The following is a 22,361-nucleotide window of genomic DNA, read 5'->3' as shown; positions in this document are numbered from 1 at the left end:
AAGGCGGCGCCGAAGAAGAAGGGCGGCCAGGCCGCACTGATGTGGGGCATCGTGACCCTGGTGCTGGTCGGCGCCTGTGTGATCGGGGTGGCCACCGGCGGTGACGACGACAGCACCGTGGTGCCGCCGCCCACCGCCACCGAGCGGAACGACACCGTGCCGATCCTGCGCCAGGCCTTCGAGAGCCAGGGCATCTGCTACGGCTGGAAGCTCCAGGACGGTTACCGCGACGACGACGTGGTCAGTGCCGGGTCCAACCTGGGCGACGGCGTCCCGGTGGAGAACCACCCACAGTGCCCACGCTGGGTGCAGGTCAGGGGCATCGTCACCTACACCTCGGACAGCAGCGAGGCCGAGGACTACGCGTCCGTGGCGGTGCAGGGCTCGCCCGACTTCGAGGCCAGCGACCTGATCCTGGTGCAGACCGGGCTCTCCCGCTTCGACCTGACCGACGACGCCTTCGTCGACGACCCGGGGTGGGCGGTCACCCGCGCCGCCGTCACCCTGCCGCTGCTCGTCGCCGAGCGCGGCGCGGCCAGCCCGGAGCCGGTGGACACCGCCGCCGCGCCCGCCGACCCGACACCGCTCAAGGACGCCGGCAGTGACCTGTGGCGGGACCGGTGGGGCTGGTTCATCGGCGCCGCCGCGCTGCTGCTGATCACCGCCCTGCTGGTCACCGTCGGTCTGGTGCTGCGCCGCAGGCAGCGCCGGGAGGCCGCCGCACCGGCGGTTCCGGGCCCGCGCCCCAGGGGCGGGACCGCCGCGCGTACGCCGGAGAAAGCGTGACGGTCGACGCGCCGGCACGGTGGCGCCTCGCCCGCGCCGCCGTGCTGGCCGCGGTGTTCGTCTGCGCCGCCTGCGGCCTGGTCTACGAGCTGGCCCTGGTCGCGCTCGGCAGTTACCTGATCGGCGACACGGTCGGCCAGGCGTCGATCGTGCTCGGTGTGATGGTGTTCGCCATGGGCGTCGGCGCGCTCGCCGCCAAGCCGTTGCAGTCGCGCGCCGCCGCCGCGTTCGCCGCGATCGAGCTGGCCCTGGCCCTGCTCGGCGGCCTGTCCGTGCTCGGCCTCTACGCGGCGTTCGCCTGGCTGGACCTGTACGGGCCGGCCCTGGTCGGCACCGCCTTCGTGCTGGGGCTGCTGATCGGCGCGGAGATCCCGCTGCTGATGGTGCTGCTGCAACGCATCCGGGCGCAGGCCGCCGGAAGCGCGGTGGCCGACCTGTTCGCGGCCGACTACGTCGGCGCGCTGCTCGGCGGCCTGGCGTTTCCGTTCCTGCTGCTGCCGCTGTTCGGCCAGCTCAAGGGCGCGCTCGTGGTGGGTGCCGTGAACGCGGTCGCCGGCCTGGCACTGGTCTTCACCGTCTTCCGGCGGGAGCTGAGCGGCCGGGCACGCGTCGCGCTCACCGCCGGCTCCGTGGTGGTTGCCCTCTGCCTCGGGTACGCGTGGCTGACCGCCCGCGACTTCGAGGTGACCGCCCGGCAGCAGCTCTACCGCGATCCGGTGGTGCACGCCGAGCGCAGCCGCTACCAGGAGATCGTGCTGACCCGGTCGGTCGCCGAACCCGGCCGCGGCGCCACCGACCTGCGGCTGTTCCTCAACGGTGACCTCCAGTTCAGCTCGGTCGACGAGTACCGCTACCACGAGGCGCTGGTGCACCCGGTGCTCGCCGGGCCGCGCGGCGAGGTGCTGGTGCTCGGCGCCGGGGACGGGCTCGCGGTCCGGGAACTGCTGCGCTACCCGGACGTCCGGCGGATCACCGTGGTCGACCTGGACCCGGCGGTGGTGGCGCTGGCCCGCAGCGAGCCGCAACTGCGCCGGCTCAACGGGGGCGCCCTCGACGACCCCCGCGTACGCGTGGTGCACGCCGACGCGTTCGGCTGGCTGCGGACCACCGCCGAACGGTTCGACGCGGTGGTCGCCGACCTTCCCGACCCGGACGAGACGGCCACCGCCAAGCTCTACACCGTCGAGTTCTACGCGCTGGTCCGCAACGCCCTCGCCGCCGGCGGGCGGCTCGTCGTGCAGGCCGGTTCGCCGTACTTCGCGCCCCGGTCGTACTGGTCGATCGACGCGTCGCTGCGGGCGGCCGGGCTCGCCGTCACGCCGTACCACGTGGACGTTCCCTCCTTCGGCGACTGGGGTTTCCTGCTCGCCGCGCCCGGCGCGACCGCCCCTGTCCTGGCCCTGCCGGCCGGCGTGCCGCCGCTGCGCTTTCTCGACGCGGCCACGTTGGCCGCCGCCGCGGCCTTTCCGCCGGACCGGCGCCGCGTCGACGTTCCGGCCTCCACGCTGCTGCAACCCCGGGTGCTGGAGTACGCGCGCGCCGAGTGGCGCGGCTACTGATCCGTCGCGCCGCCCTGCCCTGTTGGTCCGCACTCGGTACGGTGTGTGCGCGATCTAGGGAAGGAGAATCGTGGTCGATCCCCACCAGCAGTCCGCCCGGGTACGCCCGAGCGTCGTGACCATTTCCAGCTACCTGCTCATGTTCTACGCCGCCCTCTCCGTGCTGAGCCTGATCATCGGTCTGAGCACGCTGGGCACGTTCCAGGACGTCTACCGGGACGCCTTCGCCGGCACCGAGGCGGAGGGCAGCGAGGGCGTCATCGCCTTCGCACTCGTCGGGGGCAGCATCGTCAGCCTGCTCTTCGCGGTCGGGCTCGTCGTCCTCGCCCTGCTGAACAACCGGGGGAAGAACGTCGCCCGGATCATCACCTGGGTGGTCGGCGGCATCGCCCTCTGCTGCTCCGGTCTGGCGCTGGCCGGCACCGCCGCCGGCAACGCGATGGGCGGCCAGACCAGCGGCGACGTGCCGAGCCAGGAGGAGATCAACCGTCGTCTCGACGAGGCCCTGCCGTCCTGGTACGAGCCGGTGACCCTGCTGCTCACCGTTCTCAGCATCATCGCCCTGCTGGCGGCCCTGATCCTGCTCGCCCTGCCGAAGGCCAACGAGTTCTTCCGCAAGCAGGAGCCGGCGTGGGAGCCACCGGTTCCCGGCGCCGCCTACCCGGCGTACCCGTCGACCCCCGGCCAGCCCGGGTACCCGCAGACCCCGGGTTACCCGTCGGCCCCGGGCGAGCCGGGCCACCCGCAGGCCGGCCCCACGCCGGGCGCCCCCGGCCAGCCGGGCGGCCCGGAGCAGGGCGGCGAGGCGCACCCCGGGTCCGACCGCCCCGGTCCGACCCCGCCGCCGGTGAGTTGAACGTCGGATAGCGGCGACGACGACGATCCCTCCGGATAGGTTGCAACCCGACGCCTATCCGGAGGGACCAGTCGTGTCGTACCCCGATCGGGTCCGTCGCCCCGCGGTGGTGACGGCGGCCGTCGTGCTGCTGGTGGCGATGGCGGCCGTCGCCGTCGCGTACGCCGTCACGAGCGTGTTCGTTCTGGCCGGCACGGTCGACGCGTTCCGGTCGGCGGCGCGGGACACCTCGGCCAGCGCCGACGAGATCGACACGATGGTGTTCGGGGTCGGCGCCTGGACCGTGCTCGGCGCACTGGTGAGCCTGGTCGCCGGGCTGCTGCTTGCCGTCCTCGCCGTCGGCGTGGGCGCCGGCCGGTCCGGCGCCCGGGTCGGGACGTGGGTCGTCGCCGGGTTGGGGATGCTCGCCGGCTGCTGCGGGCTGGCGGGGCTGGCCGTCCAGCGGGCCACTCCGTTGGAGCTCGACGAGAACGAGCGGGGTGTGGCCGAGTTGCTGGCCCGGCTCGACGACGCGTACCCGGGCTGGTGGATCCCGCTCGGCGCAGGGCTTTCCGTCGGGCAGGTGCTCGGCTACCTTGTGGTGGCCGTGCTGCTGGCGCTCCCCGCGGCGTCCGCCTGGTTCCGCCGGCCGGCACCGGCGCCGTACGCCCCGGCGTACCCGCCCCCGTACCCCCCGAGGTGAGGACCGCCCGTGACGCTCGACCAGCCGACCACCGAGCGACGGGCCCTCGTCACCGGCGCGACCGCCGGCATCGGCGCCGCCTTCGCGCGGCGGCTCGCTGCCGACGGCTGGCACCTGGTGCTCGTCGCCCGGGACACGGCCCGGCTGGCGGAGTTCGCCGCCGAGCTGACCGGCCGGCACGGCCACGAGGTCGAGACGATCTCGGCGGACCTGTCCACCGACGACGGTTGCGCGGCCGTGGAGCGGCGGTTCGCCGAGGGTTCGCCGATCGAGCTGCTGGTGAACAACGCGGGCATCAGCCTCAACACGCCGTTCCTGCGTTCGTCGGCCGAGGCGGAGGCCCGCCTGCTCCGGCTCAACGTGCACGCCGTGATGCGGCTGACCCTGGCCGCCCTGCGTCCGATGACCGAGCGGCGGCACGGGGCAGTGATAAATGTCTCTTCCGTTGCCGGATTCGGAGCGGTCATGCCCGGATCGACGTACTCGGCCAGCAAGGCGTGGGTCACCAACTTCAGCGAGTCGGTCGGGCTCTCCGCCCGCCCGTTCGGCGTACGCGTGATGGCGCTCTGCCCCGGCTACACCCGCACCGAGTTCCACGGTCGGGCCGGCATCGACATGTCGAAGACCCCGGAGTGGATGTGGCTGCGGGCCGAGGACGTCGTCGACGAAGGCCTGCGTGACCTGGGCAAAGGCAAGCTGGTCAGCGTGCCGGCGTGGAAGTACAAAGTGGCCGTTGCCGGCCTGCGGCACGCGCCTCGGCGGCTTCTCGAGGCCGTCTCCCGCGACACCCGCGGCCGGATCGGGCGCGACGCACGCTGACCGACCCGGGGCACGACGGGCCCCGCCGTGCCGGTGAGCAGTGGCTCAGCGTAGCGGGACATCGCCGTCCGTCTTATCGCCCGCAGGGTTGACACGGGTGGACCCGACACGCGGCTCACAGCGTCGAGCAGTACCCTCTATCGCCATGGGGGACCACGACGACCTGCGTAAATTCATTACCGACCTGGCTGTGGTCCATGGACGGGTGGTGCTGTCCTCGGGACGCGAAGCGGACTGGTACGTCGATCTGCGACGCGTCACGCTGCATCACGAGGCGGCCCCGTTGGTGGGCCGGGTGATGCGGGAGCTGACCGCCGACTGGGCGTACGACGCGGTGGGTGGGTTGACGCTCGGGGCCGACCCCATCGCGATGTCGATGCTGCACGCCGCCGCCGGCACCGACCGCCCCCTGGACGCCTTCGTCGTCCGCAAGACGGGCAAGGCGCACGGCCTCCAGCGTCGGATCGAGGGGCCCGACGTGACCGGGCGACGGGTGCTGGCGGTCGAGGACACCTCCACCACCGGTCAGAGCGTGTTGACCGCCGTCGAGGCGCTTCGCGAGGCCGGGGCCGACGTGGCGGGCGTGGCGGTTATTGTTGATCGAGGCGCCGGCGACGCGGTGCGAGCCGCCGGACTGCCGTACCGAGCGGCCTATACGTTGGCTGACCTCGGCCTTGTGGCGTAAAAGTCTGCCGATTCGGATCTGCTGATATGCAGGCGGATCGATGCTGCTGGTGGAAGGATGGAATACGTGGGAACTGCGTTGGCTGAAATGACCATGCCTCAGATCTCGCCGCTTGCCGGCGAGCCGATCGAACGTGCCGATGCCGAGCGGCTGGCCGGGGTCCTCAAGGCCCTCGCCGACCCTGCCCGGTTGCGGCTGCTCAGCCTGATCCAGTCGGCTCCGGAGGGGGAGGCGTGCGTGTGCGATCTGACCGCGCCCCTCGGCCTCTCGCAGCCGACGGTCAGCCACCACCTGCGTATCCTCACCGAGGCCGGCTTGCTGGAGCGGGAGAAGCGCGGGGTCTGGGCGTACTACCGGCTGGTGCCGAGCGCGATCGCGACCATCGCCGATCTGCTGACCCCGCCGCGCAAGCGCGCCACCAAGAAGGCGCGCTGACCCGTACCGCTCGTCCGGCGCCCTCCCCGACCAGGGATGGCGCCGGACGGCCGGCCGGGACTGCCGGACGGCCGAAGCCGTCACGATCAGTACCGCCCCGGTAGGCGCCCGCCCCGGGCCGTTGCCGGCCCGGCTCAGTGCTTGCCGTAGTGCTCCCGGGTCTCCCGGATCGCCTCCTCGGCGGCGGCCCGCTCCGCGGCGGTCGTGCCGCGCTTCGCCGCCATGCGCGCCCGCAGCAGCTCGACCACGATCGGCACCACCGAGATCGCGACGATCGCGATCAGGATCACCTCGATGTTCGCCTTGACGAACGGGATCTGGCCGAGGAAGTAGCCGAGGACCGTCACGCCGGTGCCCCAGAGGATGCCGCCGATCACGTTGTAGACGACGAACGTGCGGTAGTTCATCCGGCTGACGCCCGCGACGATCGGCGTGAACGTCCGCACGATCGGCACGAAGCGGGCCAGCACGATCGAGCGGGCGCCGTACTTCTCGAAGAAGTCGTGCGCCTTCAACAGGTTCTCCTGCTTGAACAGCTTCGAGTTCGGCCGGCGGAACAGCGCCGGGCCCACCTTGCGGCCGAACGCGTACCCCACCTGGTCGCCCGCGATGGCCGACAGGGTGATGAGCAGGCAGACCAGCCAGAGCGGCCAGGTGATGTACTGCCCGTCGGCCGTGAGCAGGCCCGCCGTGAACAGCAGCGAGTCACCGGGCAGGAAGAACCCGATCAGCAGGCCCGACTCGGCGAAGACGATCACCAGGATGCCGAGGAGGCCGAACGTCGAGATCAGCACCTCGGGATCGAGCCAGTCCGGGCCCAGGGCCAGGGTGGTGGTGGGCGTCGACACGAGGGTGACCTCCGAGGTCGGTCGGCTGGCGGACGGTCGTCACCGGCGGCGACGGACGTCCGTAGTCTAGGCGGCTGCCCGATCCGGCCGGTGGGCGACGTCACAGTGGCCTGGTGACCCGCTGACCGCCGCGCCCGCCGGGCCGCATCCGCGTCAGCGCGGGGCCACCACCAGCGTCTGCAGCGCCTCGCCGACGGTGCCGTCGAGATCGGCGAGGCGGCTGGCCGCGACGCCGGAGCCGTGCGGACCGATCGTGGTCGCCGAGTCGAGCAGCAGCCACTCGCCGCGCGGCGGCCGGTGCAGCGTCACCGTGAGGTCCACGTTCACGAAGAGCCAGCGGGCCAGGTCCAGCCGGGCGCTCACCCCGCTGCCCGAGTCGGCCACCAGCAACGCGAGCTCGGCCGGGCGTACCGGCTCGCCGGGCACCAGCGGGATGCGGGGCCGCGCCCACACCCGGGCCGGGCCGGGCTCCGCGAACCCGCCGGACACGACCCGCCACTGCATGCTCGACAGGTAGCCGCCGGTGTGGGCGGTCGCCCACAGCTCCGGATCGGCGCCGGAATCCGGGCCGGGCACCGCCGGGGCGTCGTCCGGAGTGGCCGGTGTCCGCTCGGCCGGCGCGATGATGCGCCAGCCACGGGCGTGCAGCACCTCCTGGCCACCGGCCTCGGCGACCCCCTCGACGAGGGTGATCCGGCGGCCGGCGCGCAGCGTCCGTACGCGCAGCGTCAGCTCCGCCACCGGCACCGGGCGCAGGATGTCCACCGTGACGCGGCTGAGCAGTTGCCCGTCGACCGGCTCGTGGGCGGAGAGGGCCCGGGCGAGCAGCGCCGACGGTGGGCCGGCGTGCTGGGCGGCCGGATCCCACGGGCCGGCCGTCGCCGCGGTGGCGCGGAACCGGCCCGCGCCGGCCGGCTCGTAGAACGCCTCGTACGTCATGGTCGGCGACCCTACCGGCCGCCGTGCCCGCTTGATCGACCCGGATGACCGGGCGGCCAGCCGTGCCGCCCCGACCGCGCGGAGGTCGAGGCAGCCTGCACCTACAGGCGCGGGTCGACCGGCTCGGACTCGCAGGCGAGGATCGCGAACACCAGCTCGTGACGACGCCACAGCGGCGCCCCGGCGACCAGCGCGTCCAGGGCGGCCAGCCCGAGGCCGTGCTCCCGCAGGGCGAGGCCACGCTTGCGGCCCAGGGACCGGCGACGCAGCAGGGCCAGCTGGTCCGGCTCGGTGTAGCCGGGACCGTAGATGATCCGCAGGTACTCCCGGCCCCGGCACTTGACGCCCGGCTGGAGCAGCGATCCCCGCGCCGACCGTGCCGCGAGCCCGGCGTACGGCTTGACGACCATGCCCTCGCCGCCGGCCGCCGTGAGCCCGAGCCACCAGTCGGTGGCCTCCGCCTCGGCCGCCGGGTCGGACAGGTCGACCACCCGACGGCGGGTCGGCGTCACGAACGCCGGGTCGGCGGCGTGGAGCCGGTCGGCCAGGTCGAGGTGCCAGCCGTGGTCCCGGTCCGGGTAGGCCGACTTCGCCCCGGCCAGCACCGCGAACGGTGCCAGGGTCACCCCGCGTAGGCCGTCGGTCGGCCCTACGTACGCCCGGTAGGCCGCCGAGTACGCGGCCACGTCGTCCCGGCGGCGGGTCGTCCGGTCCCGCAGCTCGCCCAGGTCGATCCCCCGGGCGGTGGCGGCGTCCAGCGCGGCCAGCGCCGCGGGCAGGGCCGCCCGGCCGGCGGCGCCGACACTCGCGTACTGCTCGCGGATCAGCCCGCCCGCCTTCGCCGACCAGGGCAGCAGCTCACAGTCGAGCAGCAGCCAGTCGGTGTCCAGCTCGGCCCAGAGCCCGGCGACGCCCACCGCCGTCCGGACCCGGGCGAGCAGCTCGTCGTCCAGCGGCGACCCGAAGAACGGCCGGCCGGTCCGCGTGTACACCGCGCCGCCGCCGAACGGGCCGAGGGCCGGCTCCCGGTCGACCAGGACGACCGCCCGCGAGCCCATGTGCTTCTCCTCGCAGACCACCCGGTCCACGCCCGCCGCGCGGTAGTCGGCGAACGCCTCGGCCGGGTGCTCCAGGAAGCCGTCCACGGTCGACGTCGAGCACGGCGCCATCGTGGGCGGCAGCCACACCAGGCGCTGCGGGTCCACGGCGAAGCGGCTCATCACCTCCAGCGCCGCGGCGGCGTTCTCCGCCGGCACGGTCAGCGACCCGTACGGGTGCTCGACGTGCCGCCGGCCGGTCACGTCGGTCAGCTCCAGCACCTCGTCGGGACGGGCCGGCGCGGCGGTCAGCGGGCGGACCGGCGCGTACCACTCCCGCTCCGCCGGCACCGAGACCAGCTCCCGCTCGGGGTAGCGCAGCGCCGTGAGCCGGCCGCCGAACACGCAGCCGGTGTCGATGCAGATCGTGTTGTTGATCCACTCCGGCTCCGGCGTGGGCGTGTGCCCGTACACGACCGTCGCGGACCCCCGGTACTCCCGTGCCCACGGGTAGCGCACCGGCAGCCCGTACTCGTCGGTCTCGCCGGTGGTCTCCCCGAACAGGGCGAACGCGCGGACCCGGCCGGACGCGCGGCCCTGGTACTCCTCCTTCAGCCCGGCGTGCGCCACCACCAGCCGGCCGCCGTCGAGCACGTAGTGGCTGACCAGGCCATCGACGAACGCCGCCACCTCGGCCGCGAACGTCTCCGGCTCAGCGGCGAGCTGCGCCATCGTCTCCGCCAGGCCGTGGGTGAGCCGCACGTCCCGGCCGCGCAGCTTGCGCAGCAGCTTCTGCTCGTGGTTGCCGGGCACGCAGAGCGCATGTCCGGCCGCGACCATGCCCATCGCCAGGCGGAGCACGCCGGGCGAGTCCGGGCCGCGGTCCACCAGGTCACCGACGAAGACCGCGGTACGCCCCGACGGGTGCGTCGCGTCCACCGGCCGGCCGGCGTCGTCCCGCACCAGCTCCCAGCCGAGCCGGACCAGCAGCGCCTCCAGCTCGGCCCGGCAGCCGTGCACGTCGCCGACGATGTCGAACGGCCCGGCCAGCTCCCGGCGGTCGTTGAAGAGCTTCTCGTAGCGAATCTGCGCGGCCTCGATCTCCTCGACCCCGCGCAGCACGTGCACCTTCCGGAAGCCCTCGCGGGCGAGCTGCCCGTACGTGCGCCGCAGGTCCCGCTGCATCCGGGCCAGCACCGGCCGCCCGAAGGTGCGGTCGGCCCGCGACTCCGTACGTTCCCACGCCAGGGCCTCGGGCACCTCCAGCACAATCGCGACCGGCAGCACGTCGTGCTCCCGGGCCACCCGGACCAGGGCTGCCCGCGCGTGCGGCTGGAGGTTCGTCGCGTCGACCACGGTGAGCCGGCCGGCCCGCAGCCGCTTGCCGGCGACGTAGTGCAATACGTCGAACGCGTCGGCGGACGCCGACTGGTCGTTCTCGTCGTCGGCGACCAATCCCCGGAAGGCGTCGGACGAGAGCACCTGCGTCGGCGCGAAGTGCCGGCGGGCGAAGGTGGACTTGCCCGAGCCGGAGACGCCGACCAGCGCGACCAGGGCCAGCTCGGGAATGTCGAGGACGGTCATCGGTCGGCCTCCGTCCGGGTGAACACGGCGAGTTGGGTCGGTGCGCCCACCTCGGGGTCGTCGTCGCCGACCCCCCGCAGGACGACGGTGTAGCCGTACGTGGAACCGACGCGGGCGGCCCAGCCGGCGAACTCGGCGCGGGTCCACTCGAACCGGTGGTCGGCGTGCCGGAGGCGTCCGGCGGGGAGACCCTCGTAGCGGACGTTGTGCTCCACGTTCGGGGTGGTCACCACGACCGTGTGCGGTCGGGCGTGGCCGAACACGGTGTCCTCCAGCGCGGGCAGCCGGGGCGGGTCCACGTGCTCGATCACCTCCATCAGCACCGCCGCGTCGTACCCGCGCAGCCGGTCGTCCCGGTAGGTCAGCGCGGACTGCCAGAGCCGGATCCGGTCGCGCTGCCGCTCCGGCAGCCGCTCCAGCCGCAGCCGCCGCGCGGCGAGGGCCAGCGCCCGGGTGGAGACGTCGGTGCCGACGATCTCGGTGAACCGTCGGTCGCCCACCAGCGCCGCGAGCAGCGCCCCGCCGCCGCAGCCCAGGTCCAGCACGCGGCTCGCACCGGCCTCGGCCAGCGCCGCGAGCACGGCCTCCCGCCGGCGCACGGCGAGCGACGGCCGGACCGGTCCGGCCTCCTCGGTGGCCTCCTCCACGGTGTCGGCGTCGACGGCGGCCGGCTCGTCGGCGAGCCGCTCCTCGGCCAGCCGGGCCAGCGCCAGCCCGGCCAGCGCCCGCCGGTGCGCCAGGTAACGACGGCTGATCATCGCCCGTTCGGGGTGGTCGGCCAGCCAGCCCGCGCCCGCCCGGAGCAGCTTGTCCACCTCGTCCGGAGCCACCCAGTAGTGCTTCGCGTCGTCCAGGACCGGCAGCAGCACGTACAGGTGGTTGAGGGCGTCGGCCACCCGCAGCGTGCCGGTCAGCGTGAGGTCCACGTACCGGCTGTCGCCCCACTCGGGGTGCGTCTCGTCGAGGGGGACCGGGGTGGCGGTGACCGTCCAGCCGAGCGGGCCGAACATCCGCGCCGCGACGTCCACGCCGCCGCGGCAGCGCAGCACCGGCACGCGGACCTCCAGCGGGATCGGCGTACGCGCCAGCTCCGGCCGGTCCCGGGACTCGCCGCGCAGCGCCGAGCGGAACACCCGGGACAGGGCGGAGGAGAGCAGGCTGGACGCCGCGTACGGCCGGTCGTTGACGTACCGCCCGAGGGTGAAGGTGTCGGGGGTCGCCGCCGCCTGCCGGCCCTTGCCCCGCGGGCCGGCGAGGCGCAGCGGGTCGACGTCGAGCAGCAGGGCGGCGGTGCAGCGGTCCTCGCCGGCCTCCGGGTAGAACACGTGCGCGGTGCCGACGGGCACGTCGAAGGAGTGCGCCCGGTCGGGGTGCTTCACCAGCAGGTGACCGAGGTCGGTCGCCGGACGGTGGGTGGTGGAGAGGGTGAGCAGCACGCCGCCCATGGTGTCAGTCTCGTCGATCTTGTGTCGTCCCGTTTTGCCCTGCCGTCGGGCCTGGATCGCGCCCGTAACGGACGGTGCCCCGCCGACCGGACAGGTCGGCGGGGCACCGGGTGGTGGGAGGTGTCAGGCCACGAAGCGCGTCTTGCGACGGCGGGTCACCACGTAGCCGGCGGCGCCGGCGATGAGCAGCAGGCCGCCGATGACGGTCACCAGGGTGGTCGAGTCACCGGTGATCGGCAGGGTCGGGTCGTCCCCGTCACCGCCACCCGCGCCGCCACCGTTGCCGGTCGCGTTGACCACGAGCTTGGCGGTGTCGTTGGCCGGCTTCAGGTCGTTGGGGAAACCACCGTCGCACTCGCACTTCTCGTTGATCTTCACGGTGCCGGTCGCGTTCGGGACGACCTTGTCGATCTTCAGCGCGAACTCGACGACCGGCTCCTCCCCGGCCTTCACGAACGGCTCCGAGTAGCAGAAGTACTTCCGCGCACCGGGCTCACCCGGCTCACCCATCTCGTCCTCGCCCTTGACCGGGAGGCAGACGTCGGGGGCGCCGATCGCGGTGGTGCCCGCCGGGATCTCCACGGTCATGTACGTGACGGAGGACCAGGAGCGGGTGTAGTCGAGGGTGGCCGGACCGTTGTTGCGGAAGCCGACGGTCGCGACGACCTCGTCACCGGCCTTGCCCGCGACCTTGTCGCCGATCGCCTCCAGGTCGGCGCCGTTCTTTCCGGTCACGGTCACCTCGAGGCCGGACCAGTTGTTGTCCGGGTTGGTGTCGGCCTGCACACCACGGGTGACCGCGGCGGTCGAGAGGGTGAGCGCCGGGCCGTCGCCCGGCTCGCCGACGGAACCGCCGAGGTCCTTCACGTAGGCGGCGAAGTCCTCGAACTCGGCGACGGTCATCCAGCTGTAGTAGGCGTACTCGTTGCCCGGCGCGTACGTGTCGGCGCCCAGCGCGTACGCCAGGTCGGCCCGGAGCGACTCGCCGACCGACACGGTGTCGTCGAAGCGGCAGGTGCGCAGCGCGTCGCCCTCGTACGTGCAGTTGCTGTAGCGCTTGCCGGCGCGGATGCCGTAGTCGGTGTCGAAGATCGCGACGGCGCCCTTGACGGTCGTCTCCCCCGCGTTGCGCAGGGTGATCGGGCTGGTGAAGCTCGCCCCCGGAGCGGCGGAGACCGTGGTCTCATCCTCGGTGCCCGCGAGGTCGACGCCCTCGCCGACCCGGACCGTGGAGGTGTAGGTGGCCGGGTCGAACCCGTCCGCGCTCACAGTGATCTTGAGATCACCGCTGTCCCCCTCCGCGGCGTCGTCCGTGGCGGTGAAGAGGACCTGGAGGACGCCGTACTGCCAGTCGTACAGCTCGGTCTCGAACGGCGACGTGCAGACCAGCACACCGGCCTCGGGCGCCTCGCAGCCGTCGAGCGTCGGCTCCTGGGACTTCACCTCGATCTTGCCGGCCAGGGCGCGGTAGTCGAAGCGGAGCGCCAGGCCCTCGACGACGACCGGCTCGGACGCGAACAGGAGCGGTCCGTCCATCTTGCCCGCGGAGTCCGTGGCGATGGTGAGGTCGTTCATGTAGACGCCAAGCTCCACGTCGGGAGCCTGCGCGGTCGCGGGAGTCGCGGAGGCGGCGACGAGCGCGCCTGCGACGCCGATCCCGGCGAACCAGCGCCGGGTGGAGTGCTTGAGCATGGGGGTTCCTTCGATGGGGGTCGCCAGAGGTGGTGGCCAGCGGATCTTAAGGAGTCCTTAAGCACGTCTGCTGTCCCTGACGCTGCCCGAGCGGCAACATCGACCGAACGGCTGATCATCTCCGCCGCAACGGCCGGGTCCGCCGTCACGCGAGGTGAGCGCATCGACCGTCCTGGTGCTGCGTCCGTCCCGGCCGTCCCGTCCGCTGACATGGATCCGGCCGGTGCCGCACCCCGTGTCCGGGGGCAGCACCGGCCGGCCGGTCCTGCCGAGCGTCAGCGGTAGTCGTCCTCGTCGGCGGCGACGACCCGGGCCTGCTCCATGGCATCCCAGTCGGCGACCTCCAGGCCGCGGTGCGGCTCGACGTCGACCTCGCTGGGACCGACGACCGTGGCCTGCTCCACCGCGTCGGCCGGCTCCGCCTCCAGGTCCCGCTCCTCCGGAGCGAGGTGGTCGCTCGGGGCGAAGTCCTCGTCGGGCTGACCCATCGTCCCTCCCTGGATCTCGTGCGGACAGCTACCCCACACACCGTACGGGTTGACCACCGTCCCCGCTCGGAGCCGGGACGAACGAGGAAACCGGAATGGCGCCCCCGCCCGGTGCGCCGGTGCCACGATGGATGGCATGGGCTTCCTGATCCGGCTGGCGATCACCGCGGTCGCGCTGTGGATCACGACGCTCATCGTGCCCGGGGTGGAGGTGAGCGGCCGGTCCGGCGCGAACACCGCCCTCACCCTGATCGTGGTGGCACTGATCTTCGGTGTGGTCAACGCCGTGCTCAAGCCGCTGATCCAGGTGGTGGGGTGCGTCTTCTACCTGCTCACCCTCGGGCTGTTCGCGCTGGTGGTGAACGCCCTGCTCTTCCTGCTCACCGACTGGATCGCTGGCGTGTTGGACCTGCCGTTCCAGGTGGACGGTTTCTGGGCGGCCTTCTGGGGTGCGATCGTGATGGCCGTCGTGACCTGGCTGATCAGCGTCGTCGTGCCGGACAGCCTGGAAGGGTGATGACCGCGGGCACCGGGTCGGTTGTGCCGGCCGCCACCTTCTACGGGATACTGCCGGCGGTGGACAGCGCGGTCCGGCGCACCCAAGGACAACAGCGGCCGGTGACGGCCGAGAGCGGTAAGTAAGGAGCGTTCGACATGCCCATCGCTTCCCCCGAGGCCTACGCGGAGATGCTGGACCGGGCCAAGGCAGGCCGGTTCGCGTACCCCGCGATCAACGTGACCTCCTCGCAGACCCTCAACGCGGCGCTGAAGGGGTTCGCCGACGCGGAGAGCGACGGCATCATCCAAATCTCCACCGGCGGCGCCGAGTACCTGTCCGGCCCGTCCGTGAAGGACATGGTCACCGGCGCGACCGCCTTCGCCCTGTACGCCCGCGAGGTGGCGAAGAACTACCCGGTCAACATCGCGCTGCACACCGACCACTGCCCGAAGGACAAGCTGGACAAGTTCGTCCGGCCGCTGATGGGCATCTCCCAGGAGCGCGTCAAGAACGGCCAGGAGCCGCTGTTCCAGTCGCACATGTGGGACGGCTCGGCGGTGCCGGTCGCGGAGAACCTGGAGATCGCCGAGCAGCTGCTCACCGAGGCCGCCAAGGGCAAGATCGTCCTCGAGATCGAGGTCGGCGTCGTCGGCGGCGAGGAGGACGGCGTCGAGAACGCCATCAACGAGAAGCTGTACACCACCGTCGAGGACGGCCTGGCCATGGTCGACGCGCTCGGCCTGGGCGAGAAGGGCCGCTACATGGCGGCGCTGACCTTCGGCAACGTGCACGGCGTCTACAAGCCGGGCAACGTCAAGCTCCGCCCTGAGGTGCTCCACGACATCCAGGTGGCCGTCGGCGGCAAGTATGGCAAGGACAAGCCGCTCAGCCTGGTCTTCCACGGCGGCTCCGGCTCGCTGCTGTCGGAGATCCGGGAGGCGCTGGACTACGGCGTGGTGAAGATGAACATCGACACCGACACCCAGTACTGCTTCACCCGTCCGGTCGCGGACCACATGTTCCGCAACTACGACGGCGTCCTCAAGGTCGACGGCGAGGTCGGCAACAAGAAGATGTACGACCCGCGGGTCTGGGGCAAGGCCGCCGAGGCCGGCATGGCCGCCCGGGTGGTCGAGGCCTGCGAGGCCCTGCGCTCCACCGGCACCAGGATGAAGTGACGCGCTGACGCGTACCGCGGCCGGCTCCCCGCAGGGGAGCCGGCCGCTCGCGTCTTCAGGCCCCGGTGAGCAGGCGTACGGCCACCCGGACGTCGTCGGTCACGTGGATGGTGGGTGAGAGGTCCCCGAACGGGGACGCGGCGAGCAGCGGGCGCAGCAGCGACTCCACCGGCAGCTCGCGGGTCCAGTACGCGCGGTCCAGGAACACGTACGCGCCGCTCGCCCCGTCGGTGCCGTAGTAGGTCTTCGTCGCCGCCTGGAACACCTCCTGCACGGTGCCGGCCCGGCCGGGCGCGAACACGATCCCGCCCCGGGCCAGCCGCAGGATCGTGTCCTCCCGGATGGCGTTCGAGAAGTACTTGGCGATCCGCCCGGCGAACAGGTTCGCCGGCTCGTGCCCGTACAGCCAGGTCGGGATGGCGAGCCCGCCGCCGCGCGCCCAGTCCACGTCGCCGGCCGTGAGGGCGGCCGAGTCGGCGCGGGACCGACTGGCCGCGTCGCCGGTGCCCGCCGGCGGCGGGAGCGCCGCACCGAACAACTCCCGGACCCGCAGCGCCGCCGCCGTGTACCGGTCGTGGTCGGTGAAGTCGGGTGCCCCGGCCAGCAGGTCGATCGCCGCGTCCAGGTCGGCGGCCGGCCGCAGCGCCAGGTACGCCCCCAGGTTCGCCGCCTCCATCACGCCGGGCCCGCCGCCGGTGACCACCAGCCGGTCGGCCCGGGCCAGCTCGCGACCCAGCACGGCCGCCATCCGGTACGGCGTGCTGCCCCGCGGCACCGCGTGCCCACCCATGATGCCGACCACCGACTGCGGGCCGTGCGTGGCCAGCCAGGCGCGGGTGGCGTCGGCGAGGGCGTTGTCCACACCGTGGTCGTGTAGCCGCTGGCCGAGCGCCTCCCGGACGTCCGGCAGCGCACCGCCGTGGGTGCGGAAGTGCGCGTACACGCGGGTGTCGTACATGCCCTCGAAGCCGCCGTCGGCGAAACCGGCGGCCAGGTCCTCCGGGGTGTACAGGTGCGACGGCTGCGTGGGGTACGGCAGCCCGGAGAAGGGCGGCACCACGTTCGCGCCGCGCCGGACCAGGTCGGCACCGACCTCCCGGGAGGCGAACCGGCAGCCGACGAAGAGCGTGCCGGCGACGGCCACGCCGCGGAGGTCGGGAGGGTCGAGGTCGAGCCGGAGGCCCTGCACGGTCAGCCCGGCCAGGCTGCCGGTGGCCAGCCGCCGGTCGAACTCGGTGCGGGTCTCGACCTCGTCGGCGCAGATGTGCGGCTCGATGACGTCCGCGGGTGGTGGGGTCGGCACCGGATCATCCTGCCCGGTCCCGGCAACCCGCCAAACCACCCGCGGGCCGGGCGGAACCGGCCCCCATGGGCAGGAGCCCGGTGGCGCGGCCACCGGGCTCCTGCGAAACCGGGTCCTGGGGAGGCTCCGGACCATTAGTTGTAGTGGAAAACATCCCGCTCCGGCATGGGCCGCAGGCGTGACCAACTCCTCACCCGTTCAGCCGACCGGGTCCGCCAACCCTCTCGCGTGTCGCGTTGCGAAGCGGGTTGAATGGGACGATGCAGAACCTGTTGCCGGAGCCACCGGCCACCCTCCTGCCCGCGCACGACGAGGCCGACGCTGCCCTGGCCGCCGCCGAGGAGACCGGCAGCGACGAGGCGTTCGCCGAGGTGGCGGCGCGCTTCCCGACCTTCAGCGCGGCCTGGGCCGCGCTGGCGGCCCGCGCCTTCGCGGCGGGCCAGGTCATTCCGGCGTACGCGTACGCCCGCACCGGCTACCACCGGGGCCTCGACCAGCTGCGCCGCAGCGGCTGGAAGGGGCACGGCCCGGTGCCGTGGTCGCACGAGCCGAACCGGGGCTTCCTGCGCTGCCTCTACGTGCTGTCCCGGGCCGCCGACGCGATCGGGGAGGCGGACGAGGCGGCCCGCTGCGCCCAGTTCCTCCGCGACTGCGACCCGGCTGCGGCGGACGCCCTGGCCAGCAACTGACCGCACCACCGAGGGCCGGCCGGGTGCGTGGCCGGCCCTCGTCGTGGGTCAGAGGCCCTCGGCGACCGCTGCGGCGATCTTGAGCCAGGCGTCGCGGGTGGCGGCGGAGAGCGCCCCGTACCGGATCGGCTCGCCGGTGTCGATGAGCCGCTCGTACGGGGCCAGCAGCACCGACCGGGTCCGCGCCGAGAAGTGCTCCTGGATGGCCGGCAGGTCGATCTCCTTGCGCGACGGCGGCATCGAGACCACCGTCACCGCCTGCCGGACCAGCCGCTGCCGCCCGCTCTGCTCCAGGTGGTCGAGCATCCGGGCGGCCGTCTCGGCCGAGTCGTTCCGCGCCGACATGGTGACCACCAACTGGTCGGTGGCGTCCATCGCGGCCTGCCAGTTCTGGGCCCGGACGTTGTTGCCGGTGTCCACGAAGATCAGCTTGTAGAAGCGGCTGACCACCTCGCGGATCTCGGCGAACGCGGCGGCGGTGAGCATCTCGCCGCCGGTGGCCGACTCGTCCGAGGCGAGGACGTCGAACATCCCCTCACCCTGCGACCGCACGTACTGGGACAGGTCGCCGACCCGCCCGTGCGAGCCGTGGAACTGCCCCAGGTCGCGCAGCAGGTCCCGGACGGTACGGGCGTGGAAGTCCTGCTGGGCGCGCATGCCCAGGGTGCCCTGGGTCTCGTTGTTGTCCCAGGCCAGCACGTAACCGCCGCGCTTCTGGCCGAACGTCATGGCGAGCAGCAGGATGGCGACGGTCTTGCCGGCGCCGCCCTTCGGGTTGACCACGGTCACCTGCCGCAGCCCGCCGAAGTTGCGGCGGACCATCTCGATGTCCCGCCGCAGTTCCTGCTCGTGCCGGCCGGGCGGCAAGCGCAGCCCGATGCGGTTGGCCACCGCCCGGACGCCCATCGTGGCCACCGGGTCCGCGGGGCGCACCTGCCGGCGCCGGGCGAAGTCCTCGGCCGTCGGCGGGGCACCCACCTCCGGGCTCCACCCCGCCTGGGGGGCCGCTTCCGGTGTCGGGTACTGCCCGGGCTGCGCCACCGGGCTCTGCTGCCAGGGCGGCGGATACCAGCCGGGCTGGGGCGGGAACGGGCCGGGTGGCGGTGGCACGGCAGCCGCCTCGCCGGGGGCGCCCGACTCGGGCGGGGTCGCGGCCGGGACGGCTTCGGTCGGCGCCGCCCAGGCGGGGGCGGTGTCGTTGCCCCAGGCGGCGGACGGCGTGCCCGCCTCGGCCGGTGGCGTCCAGGCGGGTTCCGGCGGGGTCCCCCCGGCGTCCGGGTGGGTCGGCTCGGCGGGCGATGCCGTGCCCGGATGGCCGGGTGGCTCGGTCGGCCCGGGTCGCTGCGGGGGCTGGGCCCACGGAGACTCGCCGGCCCGGCCGGCGGGCGTGCCGCCGGGCGCGGTGTGGTCCCCGCCGGCGTGCCGGGCCGCCGACGTCCCGCCCCGCGCTCCGGCGTAGCTCTCCGCGGCCCGCGGGGCCGCCGACCCCTCGCCCCGCGCTTCGGCGTAGCCCTCGCCGGAGTGCCCCGCCCTCGATGGCTCCCCTCGCGCCCCGGCGGTGCCCGGAGCGCCGGTGCCCGGGCCGGCGGGACCGGCCGCGTCGAGGCTGAACGGCAGGTCGAGGTCGACGCCGGCGGGCTGACCGGGTCGGGGCGCCGGCACCGCCGCCGCGCCGGAGGCCGGTGGCGGGCCGGCGTGGCCCGCGCCCGTGCCGCCGGACGCCGTACCGGTGTGTGGGGCGGGGTGCGGGAAGGCCGAGCCGCCGCTCACCGGCGCGGTTGCGGCGTCCGGTCCAGGGAGGTTGCCCCCGGTCGTCGCCGGATGGGTGCCGTGGGCCGGACCGGGCGGCAATGGGGGCAGCGGGGTCTGGCCGCCCCACCGGGCCGGATCGCCGCGTTGGGCCGGAGCCCCTCCGGGCGCCCACCCGGACGGGGAAGGGCCGCCGGGCGCCCAGCCGGATGCGGCGTCGGCGGGTGCCCACCCGGACGAGGCGCCACCGTCGGGCGACGCGCCGGTGCGGTCGTCGGTCGGGTCCGGGGTCCACGGACGGGTGGCTCCGGGCGGGCCGATCATCGCCCAGCCACCCGGGACCGGCGCCCCGCCGCCCACCGCCGGCCCGGCGGACGCGGGTGGCTGGCCGGGGACGCCCGGTGGCGCCCAGGACGGCGCTCCCTCTGCCTGGGCTGCGGGCCACAGTGGTTCGATGTCCCGCTCGGGCACCGGCTGCTGGCCGGGCGCGTACGACCGGTCGGCGTTCTCGTCCACCACGAGTCCTCCCCATTCCTCCTGCCGAGGATAGGCCCCCGGACCGGCCGGGTCGGATCGCCGGGACCGGTCAGGCCGACCACACCGCCCAGGCGCCCGGCTCGGTCCACCAGGACCGCTTGCGGCTCAACGTGCCCTCGGCGCCGTCGTCGACGAACGGGACGGAGCCCTCGCGGGGCACCACGGCCACCGCCCGCCCACGGGCGCGGCGGACCTCGAGTCGTACCCGCTTGCGACCCCACCGCGACCGGGCGACCACCGGGACGGCCACCGCGACCTCGACCAGGCCGTCGGTCGGGTCCGGGGTCGCGAGCAGCGCCACGTCGTCCAGCCGGGCGTACCCACCGGCGTTGCCGATCGCGCAGGCGAGCAGCGGTTCGTCGCCCGCGGTGAGGATCGTGTCGTCGACCTCCACCCGGCCCCGCCAGTGCAGCGGCCGGCCGCCCTCGTCGGCCGCGCCGAGCAGCGCGCCGTCGAGCGTCACCGAGCCGCCGTCGTTGCGCAGCAGGTCCAGCCGTCGGGGTGCGCCGTCCAGCACCGCGGCGGCGACCGCCGCCGGGTCACGGGGCAACCCGAGCTGCGCCGCCAGGTCCCGGTGCGCGCCGCTGCGGGCCGGATCGAGCGGGAGTACGCCGACCGGCGGCAGGTCCGGCACGGTCCGGTTGGCGGCCAGGTCCTCCGGGCGGCGGCTCGGCGGTGGGGCGTACCGCCGGACCAGCCGGCGCACCACGGCGCGCAACTGTGCGTCACTGGCTGTGGCGACGACGAGGCGGGTCTTGGAGTCGGGGTCGGGCCAGGCGAGGCCGTCCGGCCGGGGTGGGCCGTCGAGGCGGGCGAGCACCTCGTCGATCTCCGCGTCCGAGCGGGCGGTCACCGTCTCCACCCGCGCGCCGCGCGCGGTCAGCGCGTCCGCGCAGGCCAGCACCGGTACGCGCGGCGTCTCGCAGCGTTCCTCGGCCGGCTTGGCGGCCGCCTCGCCCGCGCCACCGCAGCAGCCGTCGCCGCTGCCGCAGCCGCCGGGGGCGTCCCGCTCCGAGCCGAGGGTGAGCAGCACCACGTCGTACACGGGTTGGAGCCTCCTGACTCTCGGCGCAACCCCTGCCGGTCGCGCCGTCACTACTTGTTAGCCTGACACCCCGGGCTCGCTGACCGGTCGCCACCTGGCACCCGAGCCTTCTGGAGGCTGAGAAGATGCCAGCGATCGTGCTCCTCGGTGCCCAGTGGGGCGACGAGGGCAAGGGCAAGGTTACCGACCTGCTGGGTGAGCGGGTCGACTACGTCGTGCGCTACTCCGGCGGCAACAACGCCGGTCACACGGTGATCACGCCGGACGGGCAGAAGTACGCGCTGCACCTGATGCCGTCGGGCGCCCTCTCGCCGAGCGCGAGGATCGTCATCGGCAACGGCGTGGTGGTCGACCCGAAGGTGCTGCTCACCGAGATCGACGGGCTCGCCGAGCGCGGCGTGGACGTCTCCCGGCTGCGCATCTCGGGCGACGCGCACCTGATCATGCCGCACCACCGGGCGCTGGACCGCGTCGTCGAGCGCTACCTCGGTTCGTCCCGGATCGGCACCACCGGCCGGGGCATCGGGCCCGCGTACGGCGACAAGGTCGCCCGCATGGGCATCCGCGTGCAGGACCTGCTCGACCCGGGCATCCTCCGGAAGAAGCTGGAACTCGCCCTGCGCGAGAAGAACCAGATCCTGTTCAAGGTCTACAACCGCAAGGCGATCGACGTCGACGCGACCGTCGAGGAGTACCTGGAGTACGCCGAGCGGCTCACGCCGTACATCGCGGAGACCCGGGCGATGCTCTGGGACGCGCTGGACCGCGGCGAGACCGTGCTGCTCGAGGGCGCCCAGGCGACCATGCTCGACATGGACCACGGCACGTACCCGTTCGTGACCTCGTCGAACCCGACGGCCGGCGGGGCGTGCGTCGGCGCGGGCATCCCGCCGACCGCCATCACCAAGGTCATCGCGGTGAGCAAGGCGTACACCACCCGGGTCGGCTCCGGGCCGTTCCCGACCGAGCTGTTCGACGACAACGGCCAGCACCTGCGCAAGATCGGCCACGAGTACGGCACGACCACCGGCCGGGAGCGCCGGTGCGGCTGGTTCGACGCCGTCGTCGCCCGGTACGCGTGCCGCCTCAACGGCGTCACCGACCTGGTGGTGACCAAGCTGGACGTGCTGACCGGGTTGCCGAAGGTGCCGATCTGCGTCGGGTACGAGATCAACGGCCGGCGGGTCGACGACATGCCGATGACGCAGACCGACTTCCACCACGCCACCCCGGTGTACGAGGAACTCGACGGCTGGTGGGAAGACATCACCAAGGCCAGAACCGAGGACGAACTCCCGGAGAACGCGAGGCGCTACATCGCCCGCATCGAAGAACTCTGCGGCACCCAGGTCAGCGTCGTCGGCGTAGGACCAGGCCGCGAGGAAAACGTACTCCGCCACCCCCTCCTCCCCTGATACGAAAATCGGGCGGTCGTGGTGATCAGGTCAGGCTGCTTGTGCGGGGTGGACCGTGACTTGGTAGCCGAGTTGGTGGAGTTGGTCGATC

Annotated in this window: 20 protein-coding genes; 11 read left to right on the top strand and 9 right to left on the bottom strand. The window is 73.6% G+C overall.

Going from position 1 to position 22,361, the window contains the following annotated elements; all coding sequences use genetic code 11:
• The first annotated feature begins 39 nt into the window (after positions 1–39).
• From AB0873_RS18580 to AB0873_RS18550, 7 genes are all read left to right on the top strand, one after another.
• The gene (locus AB0873_RS18580) at positions 40–786 is read left to right on the top strand and encodes a hypothetical protein (protein WP_366601023.1); all 747 of its coding nucleotides are present in this window, start codon (positions 40–42) and stop codon (positions 784–786) included.
• Positions 783–2,345, top strand: coding sequence for a polyamine aminopropyltransferase (locus AB0873_RS18575; protein WP_366600945.1), 1,563 nt, complete (start codon positions 783–785; stop codon positions 2,343–2,345). Before AB0873_RS18580 ends, AB0873_RS18575 begins: the two co-directional genes overlap by 4 nt.
• Positions 2,346–2,415: 70 nt before the next feature.
• Positions 2,416–3,201, top strand: a complete 786-nt coding sequence (locus AB0873_RS18570) for a hypothetical protein (RefSeq protein WP_366600944.1) — start codon at positions 2,416–2,418, stop codon at positions 3,199–3,201.
• A 73-nt stretch (positions 3,202–3,274) separates the two neighbouring features.
• A complete protein-coding gene (locus tag AB0873_RS18565; RefSeq protein ID WP_366600943.1) occupies positions 3,275–3,883 on the top strand; it encodes a hypothetical protein in 609 nt (202 codons plus the stop codon).
• Between the two features lie 9 nt (positions 3,884–3,892).
• A complete protein-coding gene (locus AB0873_RS18560; RefSeq protein WP_155329470.1) occupies positions 3,893–4,702 on the top strand; it encodes an SDR family oxidoreductase in 810 nt (269 codons plus the stop codon).
• A gap of 145 nt (positions 4,703–4,847) precedes the next feature.
• Positions 4,848–5,387 carry an orotate phosphoribosyltransferase gene (gene pyrE, locus AB0873_RS18555; RefSeq protein WP_155329469.1) on the top strand — a complete coding sequence of 180 codons (540 nt, stop codon included), beginning with the start codon at positions 4,848–4,850 and terminating at the stop codon, positions 5,385–5,387.
• A gap of 57 nt (positions 5,388–5,444) precedes the next feature.
• Positions 5,445–5,822 (top strand): metalloregulator ArsR/SmtB family transcription factor, encoded by a 378-nt coding sequence (locus AB0873_RS18550; protein ID WP_007454255.1) that lies wholly within the window; start codon positions 5,445–5,447, stop codon positions 5,820–5,822.
• 134 nt (positions 5,823–5,956) lie between these two features.
• Here AB0873_RS18550 and AB0873_RS18545 read toward each other — a convergent pair whose 3' ends face one another.
• From AB0873_RS18545 to AB0873_RS18520, 6 genes are all read right to left on the bottom strand, one after another.
• Entirely contained in the window at positions 5,957–6,670 is a 714-nt protein-coding gene (locus AB0873_RS18545) for a VTT domain-containing protein (protein ID WP_155329468.1), read from the bottom strand.
• 153 nt (positions 6,671–6,823) lie between these two features.
• Positions 6,824–7,609, bottom strand: a complete 786-nt coding sequence (locus tag AB0873_RS18540; RefSeq protein ID WP_366600942.1) for a thioesterase family protein — start codon at positions 7,607–7,609, stop codon at positions 6,824–6,826.
• A gap of 101 nt (positions 7,610–7,710) precedes the next feature.
• A complete protein-coding gene (locus AB0873_RS18535; protein WP_366600941.1) occupies positions 7,711–10,230 on the bottom strand; it encodes a polynucleotide kinase-phosphatase in 2,520 nt (839 codons plus the stop codon).
• A complete protein-coding gene (locus AB0873_RS18530; RefSeq protein WP_366601022.1) occupies positions 10,227–11,666 on the bottom strand; it encodes a 3' terminal RNA ribose 2'-O-methyltransferase Hen1 in 1,440 nt (479 codons plus the stop codon). The genes AB0873_RS18535 and AB0873_RS18530 overlap by 4 nt, the downstream gene beginning before the upstream one ends.
• A 132-nt stretch (positions 11,667–11,798) precedes the next feature.
• Positions 11,799–13,367 (bottom strand): LPXTG cell wall anchor domain-containing protein, encoded by a 1,569-nt coding sequence (locus AB0873_RS18525; RefSeq protein ID WP_366600940.1) that lies wholly within the window; start codon positions 13,365–13,367, stop codon positions 11,799–11,801.
• Between the two features lie 275 nt (positions 13,368–13,642).
• Positions 13,643–13,855 carry a hypothetical protein gene (locus AB0873_RS18520; RefSeq protein WP_155329464.1) on the bottom strand — a complete coding sequence of 71 codons (213 nt, stop codon included), beginning with the start codon at positions 13,853–13,855 and terminating at the stop codon, positions 13,643–13,645.
• A 136-nt stretch (positions 13,856–13,991) separates the two neighbouring features.
• Here AB0873_RS18520 and AB0873_RS18515 point away from each other — a divergent pair, with 136 nt between their 5' ends.
• Together AB0873_RS18515 and fbaA are read left to right on the top strand one after the other, a co-directional pair.
• The gene (locus AB0873_RS18515; RefSeq protein WP_366600939.1) at positions 13,992–14,372 is read left to right on the top strand and encodes a phage holin family protein; all 381 of its coding nucleotides are present in this window, start codon (positions 13,992–13,994) and stop codon (positions 14,370–14,372) included.
• 137 nt (positions 14,373–14,509) lie between these two features.
• Positions 14,510–15,532 (top strand): class II fructose-bisphosphate aldolase, encoded by a 1,023-nt coding sequence (gene fbaA, locus AB0873_RS18510; protein ID WP_366600938.1) that lies wholly within the window; start codon positions 14,510–14,512, stop codon positions 15,530–15,532.
• Between the two features lie 55 nt (positions 15,533–15,587).
• Here fbaA and AB0873_RS18505 read toward each other — a convergent pair whose 3' ends face one another.
• Positions 15,588–16,835 carry a hypothetical protein gene (locus tag AB0873_RS18505; protein WP_366600937.1) on the bottom strand — a complete coding sequence of 416 codons (1,248 nt, stop codon included), beginning with the start codon at positions 16,833–16,835 and terminating at the stop codon, positions 15,588–15,590.
• Positions 16,836–17,095: 260 nt separating this feature from the next.
• Between AB0873_RS18505 and AB0873_RS18500 the strand changes: the two genes are divergently transcribed.
• Complete coding sequence (locus tag AB0873_RS18500; RefSeq protein WP_155329460.1) at positions 17,096–17,524, top strand: DUF3151 domain-containing protein; 429 nt, start codon at positions 17,096–17,098, stop codon at positions 17,522–17,524.
• A 48-nt stretch (positions 17,525–17,572) separates the two neighbouring features.
• Here the strand turns inward: AB0873_RS18500 and AB0873_RS18495 are convergent, their stop codons facing one another.
• Both AB0873_RS18495 and AB0873_RS18490 read right to left on the bottom strand, forming a co-directional pair.
• The gene (locus tag AB0873_RS18495) at positions 17,573–19,792 is read right to left on the bottom strand and encodes a chromosome partitioning protein (protein ID WP_366600936.1); all 2,220 of its coding nucleotides are present in this window, start codon (positions 19,790–19,792) and stop codon (positions 17,573–17,575) included.
• Positions 19,793–19,859: 67 nt separating this feature from the next.
• Entirely contained in the window at positions 19,860–20,855 is a 996-nt protein-coding gene (locus tag AB0873_RS18490; protein ID WP_366600935.1) for a hypothetical protein, read from the bottom strand.
• Between the two features lie 125 nt (positions 20,856–20,980).
• On the opposite strand from AB0873_RS18490, the gene AB0873_RS18485 reads away from it, so the two are divergent.
• The gene (locus AB0873_RS18485; protein WP_155329458.1) at positions 20,981–22,270 is read left to right on the top strand and encodes an adenylosuccinate synthase; all 1,290 of its coding nucleotides are present in this window, start codon (positions 20,981–20,983) and stop codon (positions 22,268–22,270) included.
• Positions 22,271–22,361 lie beyond the last annotated feature (91 nt).

It is taken from the genome of Micromonospora sp. NPDC047707 (assembly GCF_040704235.1).
In the GTDB taxonomy this organism is placed as follows: Bacteria; Actinomycetota; Actinomycetes; order Mycobacteriales; family Micromonosporaceae; genus Micromonospora.
The sequence above is the reverse complement of the archived record's forward strand: the minus strand, read 5'-3'. Positions and strand labels throughout refer to the sequence as shown.

What these genes read in the sequence shown, in the direction of transcription:
- AB0873_RS18485 (WP_155329458.1), top strand. Translation starts at nt 20,981, where the DNA reads ATGCCAGCGATCGTGCTCCTCGGTGCCCAGTGGGGCGACGAGGGCAAG.
- AB0873_RS18550 (WP_007454255.1), top strand. Translation starts at nt 5,445, where the DNA reads ATGGAATACGTGGGAACTGCGTTGGCTGAAATGACCATGCCTCAGATC.
- AB0873_RS18525 (WP_366600940.1), bottom strand. Translation starts at nt 13,367, where the DNA reads ATGCTCAAGCACTCCACCCGGCGCTGGTTCGCCGGGATCGGCGTCGCA.
- pyrE (WP_155329469.1), top strand. Translation starts at nt 4,848, where the DNA reads ATGGGGGACCACGACGACCTGCGTAAATTCATTACCGACCTGGCTGTG.
- fbaA (WP_366600938.1), top strand. Translation starts at nt 14,510, where the DNA reads ATGCCCATCGCTTCCCCCGAGGCCTACGCGGAGATGCTGGACCGGGCC.
- AB0873_RS18535 (WP_366600941.1), bottom strand. Translation starts at nt 10,230, where the DNA reads ATGACCGTCCTCGACATTCCCGAGCTGGCCCTGGTCGCGCTGGTCGGC.
- AB0873_RS18540 (WP_366600942.1), bottom strand. Translation starts at nt 7,609, where the DNA reads ATGACGTACGAGGCGTTCTACGAGCCGGCCGGCGCGGGCCGGTTCCGC.
- AB0873_RS18520 (WP_155329464.1), bottom strand. Translation starts at nt 13,855, where the DNA reads ATGGGTCAGCCCGACGAGGACTTCGCCCCGAGCGACCACCTCGCTCCG.
- AB0873_RS18515 (WP_366600939.1), top strand. Translation starts at nt 13,992, where the DNA reads ATGGGCTTCCTGATCCGGCTGGCGATCACCGCGGTCGCGCTGTGGATC.
- AB0873_RS18580 (WP_366601023.1), top strand. Translation starts at nt 40, where the DNA reads ATGTGGGGCATCGTGACCCTGGTGCTGGTCGGCGCCTGTGTGATCGGG.
- AB0873_RS18500 (WP_155329460.1), top strand. Translation starts at nt 17,096, where the DNA reads ATGCAGAACCTGTTGCCGGAGCCACCGGCCACCCTCCTGCCCGCGCAC.